Source organism: Actinomadura sp. NPDC049753 (genome assembly GCF_040674655.1).
In the GTDB taxonomy this organism is placed as follows: Bacteria; Actinomycetota; Actinomycetes; order Streptosporangiales; family Streptosporangiaceae; genus Spirillospora; species Spirillospora verrucosospora.
In genome coordinates this window covers 1-3545 of record NZ_JBFARL010000376.1, presented here as the reverse complement: position 1 = coordinate 3545, position 3545 = coordinate 1, and the positions used below count along the sequence as shown (strand labels likewise).

The following is a 3545-nucleotide window of genomic DNA, read 5'->3' as shown; positions in this document are numbered from 1 at the left end:
TCGTCGGCGCGGGACGTCCGGCGATGTAGGAGTCGGACATCGCCTGCACCAGCAGCAGCAGGTGCTCGAAGTGGTGCCAGACCTGGATGCCGAGGAGGCGGCGGGATGACGTTCCAGGCGCAGGGCCGGGTCGTGCGCGTCACGGGCGGGGACGCCGCGCTCAACCGGAAGATCAACCAGGCGCTGCGGGCGCCGCTCGAACAGCGCTGGGCGAAGACCCGCAACGGCTTGAAGGACATCGGCCGTGGCGCCTACACCGATGTCGTGACGCCGGCGATCCTCCTGCGCAACGACCGGCTGCTGTCGGTCTGGTACAAGGTCGAGTTGCGCGGCGAGCGCGGGACGGGATGGGACCAGTCGCAGGCGGCCACCGTCGACCTGCGGACCGGCGCCTCCTACCGTCCGCTCGACCTGTTCCGCGTCCCGACCGAGCAGGGCCTCAGGCCGCTGGACGGCAGGATCAAGGCCCGCCAGCCCGGGGGCGCCTACTGCGGCAGGGGCGGGCCGGGCGGCGCCGGACTGCCGCAGGGCACCGACAACCCGTCCGCATTCGTCAGGTCCGGCGAGGTCACCACGGCCCTCACCCCGACCGGACTGCGCGTGGCCTTCTACCTCTCGACCCTGGGGTACGAGTCGGCGTGCGGGCAGCTCGACAACGTGCTCCCCTACGCCGAGGTCAACGACATTCTGAAGCCCGCGCTGCTCAAGGCCGTTCCGTACCCGGCGCCGAAGCGCTCCTGAACGACGGCGGCCCGGCGACGCGAGCGTCGCCGGGCCGTCCGCGCGAGATCACTTGCGCTTGCTGATCTCCTCGGTGAGCTGCGGCGCGACCTGGAACAGGTCGCCCACCACGCCGTAGTCGACGAGCTCGAAGATCGGCGCCTCGGGGTCCTTGTTGACCGCGACGATGGTCTTCGAGGTCTGCATGCCGGCCCGGTGCTGGATGGCGCCGGAGATGCCGACCGCGATGTACAGCTGCGGCGACACCGTCTTGCCGGTCTGGCCGACCTGGAACGAGTGCGGGTACCAGCCGGCGTCGGTCGCGGCGCGGGAGGCGCCGACGGCCGCGCCGAGCGAGTCGGCCAGCCCCTCGATGATCTTGAAGTTCTCGGCGCCGCCGACGCCGCGGCCGCCGGAGACCACGATCGCGGCCTCGGTCAGGTCCGGGCGCTCGCCCTTCTCCTGGACGACCTTCTCCACGATCCGGGCGCCCTTGTCGGCGTCCGAGAGCGTGACCGACACCTGCTCCTCGGCCGGGGTGGCCGGGGACGCCTCGGGGGCGACGGAGTTCGGCCGCACCGCGATGATCGGCGTGCCGGTCCGCACCCTGGCGTGCGCGATGATCGCGCCACCGAAGATGGAGTGCTCGCCGACGAAGCCGTCGGCGACGTCCACGACGTCGGTGAGCACGCCGGAGCCGGTCTTGACGGCGAGGCGGCCCGCGATCTCCTTGCCCTCGCCGGTCGCGGCCACCAGCACCGCGGCCGGGGACTTCTCGCTGATGAGCTGGGCCAGCAGCGCGGCCTTCGGGGCGACGACGTAGGAGGCCAGCTCCTCGTCGGCGGCCACGTAGACCTTGCCGGCGCCGTACTCGGCGAGCCTGTCCTTGGCGTTCTCGTAGCCCGGGCCGACCCATACGGCGGCGGCCTCGCCGAGCCGGTTCGCCAGCGTCAGCAGTTCGAGCGTGACCTTCTTGACCTCACCGTCGACGTGGTCGACGAGGACGAGAATCTCGGCCATTGTTGCAATCCCCTTCCTCGGTCAGACGAACTTCTTCGACGCGAGGAACTCGGCGATCTTCGCACCGCCGTCGCCCTCGTCGGTGACGATCTCGCCCTTCGCCCGCGGCGGCGCCTCGGCGAAGTCGACCACCTCGGTCGCGGCGTTCGCCAGGCCGACCCGCGACGCGTCGATGCCGGCGTCGCCGAGGCCGAGCGTCTCGACCGGCTTCTTCTTGGCCGCCATGATCCCCTTGAACGAGGGGTAGCGCGGCTCGTTGATCTTCTCCACCACGGACACGACCGCGGGCAGGCTCGCCTCGACCCGGTCGAAGCCGTAGTCGGTCTGCCGCTGCACCTTGATGGACGTCCCGTCGATCTCGACCTTGTTGGCGAGCGAGAGCTGCGGGACGCCGAGGCGCTCGGCGAGCATCGCGGCGATCATGCCGGTGCGCGCGTCGGTGGACTCGGCGCCGAGGACGACCAAGTCGAACCCGGTGCGTCCGAGCGCCTGCTCCAGCGCGTACGAGGTCTGCAGCGCGTCGGAGCCCGCGAGGCCGTCGTCGAGGAGGTGGACGGCCTTGTCGGCGCCCATCGCCAGCGCCTTGCGGATGGAGTCGGTGGCCTTGTCGGGGCCCATGGTGAGGACGGTCACCTCGCCGCCGTGGGCCTCCTTGATGCGCAGCGCCTCTTCGATGGCGTACTCGCAGAGTTCGTTGATGACTCCGTCCGCCGCGGCGCGGTCGAGCGTGCTGTCATCGGACTTCAGCTTGCGCGGGCTCTCCGTATCGGGAACCTGCTTCACCAGGACGACGATGTTCATGGCCGGTGGCCGACCTCCCTGCACTCAGTTGGCCGCTGAGGTAAGCGGCAGAGGGGCGCCGCCCATGGCGGGTCGACGCGGACATGCGCTTTCGCAGTCACAGCCTGCCAAACACCCGAACGTGCTTCGGAGCCGGGTCCCCGGTTCGGCCGTGCACGATAATGTTACTCGTCGGTAGCCCACTGGCAAATCCCAGTTCGTGAGACCTTACCCACGTGTGCGGCGGGTTTGCGGTGCATGAAGCGTCCCGAACCGGACGTGACGGACATCATGCCTCAGACCCCGTTGACGGCGTGCTGGAGGCGGTCCATCGAGCTCTCCAGCGTCCGCTGCAGGCCGTAGGTCGGGGAGAAGCTCGGCGTCAGCGTCATCGCGCCGACGCCGACGAGCAGGCACAGCACGCCGAGGCCCACGACCGCGGCGGCGACCGCGCGCGGCCGCCGCGCCACCGGCAGGAACATCCGCTCCAGCTGGCGCCGCGGAGCGCTGACGCCCGGCGCCGTCCACAGCACGGCGGCCCCCGCGCCCGCGCCGAACGCGCAGGACGTCAGCGAGTCCAGCTTCCCGCCGACCGCCGACACCACGGCGAGCCCGAGCGGGACGGCGACCGTGAACACCGCCGCGTAGGGGACGGTCAGCAGCGTCCGCCCGACCGCCCACGCCCAGCCGCGCGCCGTCGTGCCCGCCACCCGCAGCAGCGTCACCGCGGCCAGCGTCAGGGCGAGGCCCGCGATCGGCAGCATGATCACGACTCCGACGCCGGCCACCACGACCATGGCCGCGAGCAGCCGCGCCCAGCCCTCCGTCACCGCCGTCTCGTGCGCCGCCGTCTCGTGCGTCCCGGCGGGGGACGCGGCCGGGACGGCCGCCGAAGCCGGGGCCGGGACCTGCGGCGCGTGCGCCTCGGCGGCGGCGCTGGAGCAGGTCACCAAGCAGCTGAACAAGCTGATCAACGTGCTGAAGATCGTCGAGCTGGATTCCTCGGCGTCCGTCCAGCGCGAGCT

General features: G+C 71.5%; 4 protein-coding genes and 1 pseudogene. 2 read left to right on the top strand and 3 right to left on the bottom strand.

Annotation, left to right across the window (positions count from 1 at the left end):
- Positions 1-105 precede the first annotated feature (105 nt).
- On the top strand, positions 106-741 hold the full coding sequence (locus AB0K37_RS41095) for a hypothetical protein (RefSeq protein ID WP_363991358.1): 636 nt from the start codon (positions 106-108) through the stop codon (positions 739-741).
- 48 nt (positions 742-789) lie between these two features.
- Here AB0K37_RS41095 and AB0K37_RS41090 read toward each other — a convergent pair whose 3' ends face one another.
- The 3 genes from AB0K37_RS41090 to AB0K37_RS41080 all read right to left on the bottom strand — a co-directional run bounded on the left by AB0K37_RS41090 (position 790) and on the right by AB0K37_RS41080 (position 3284).
- Positions 790-1740, bottom strand: coding sequence for an electron transfer flavoprotein subunit alpha/FixB family protein (locus AB0K37_RS41090; RefSeq protein ID WP_363991356.1), 951 nt, complete (start codon positions 1738-1740; stop codon positions 790-792).
- A gap of 21 nt (positions 1741-1761) precedes the next feature.
- Positions 1762-2541 carry an electron transfer flavoprotein subunit beta/FixA family protein gene (locus tag AB0K37_RS41085; RefSeq protein ID WP_345174791.1) on the bottom strand — a complete coding sequence of 260 codons (780 nt, stop codon included), beginning with the start codon at positions 2539-2541 and terminating at the stop codon, positions 1762-1764.
- Positions 2542-2816: 275 nt separating this feature from the next.
- Entirely contained in the window at positions 2817-3284 is a 468-nt protein-coding gene (locus tag AB0K37_RS41080; RefSeq protein WP_363991353.1) for a hypothetical protein, read from the bottom strand.
- Between AB0K37_RS41080 and AB0K37_RS41075 the strand changes: the two are divergent.
- Positions 3283-3545 (top strand): annotated as a pseudogene (locus tag AB0K37_RS41075) (hypothetical protein); the annotation flags it as partial. The gene AB0K37_RS41080 and the pseudogene AB0K37_RS41075 sit on opposite strands and share 2 nt — an antisense overlap.

Coding starts and splice junctions, on each gene's coding strand:
- AB0K37_RS41095 (WP_363991358.1), top strand. CDS start 106: ATGACGTTCCAGGCGCAGGGCCGGGTCGTGCGCGTCACGGGCGGGGAC.
- AB0K37_RS41090 (WP_363991356.1), bottom strand. CDS start 1,740: ATGGCCGAGATTCTCGTCCTCGTCGACCACGTCGACGGTGAGGTCAAG.
- AB0K37_RS41085 (WP_345174791.1), bottom strand. CDS start 2,541: ATGAACATCGTCGTCCTGGTGAAGCAGGTTCCCGATACGGAGAGCCCG.
- AB0K37_RS41080 (WP_363991353.1), bottom strand. CDS start 3,284: ATGCTGCCGATCGCGGGCCTCGCCCTGACGCTGGCCGCGGTGACGCTG.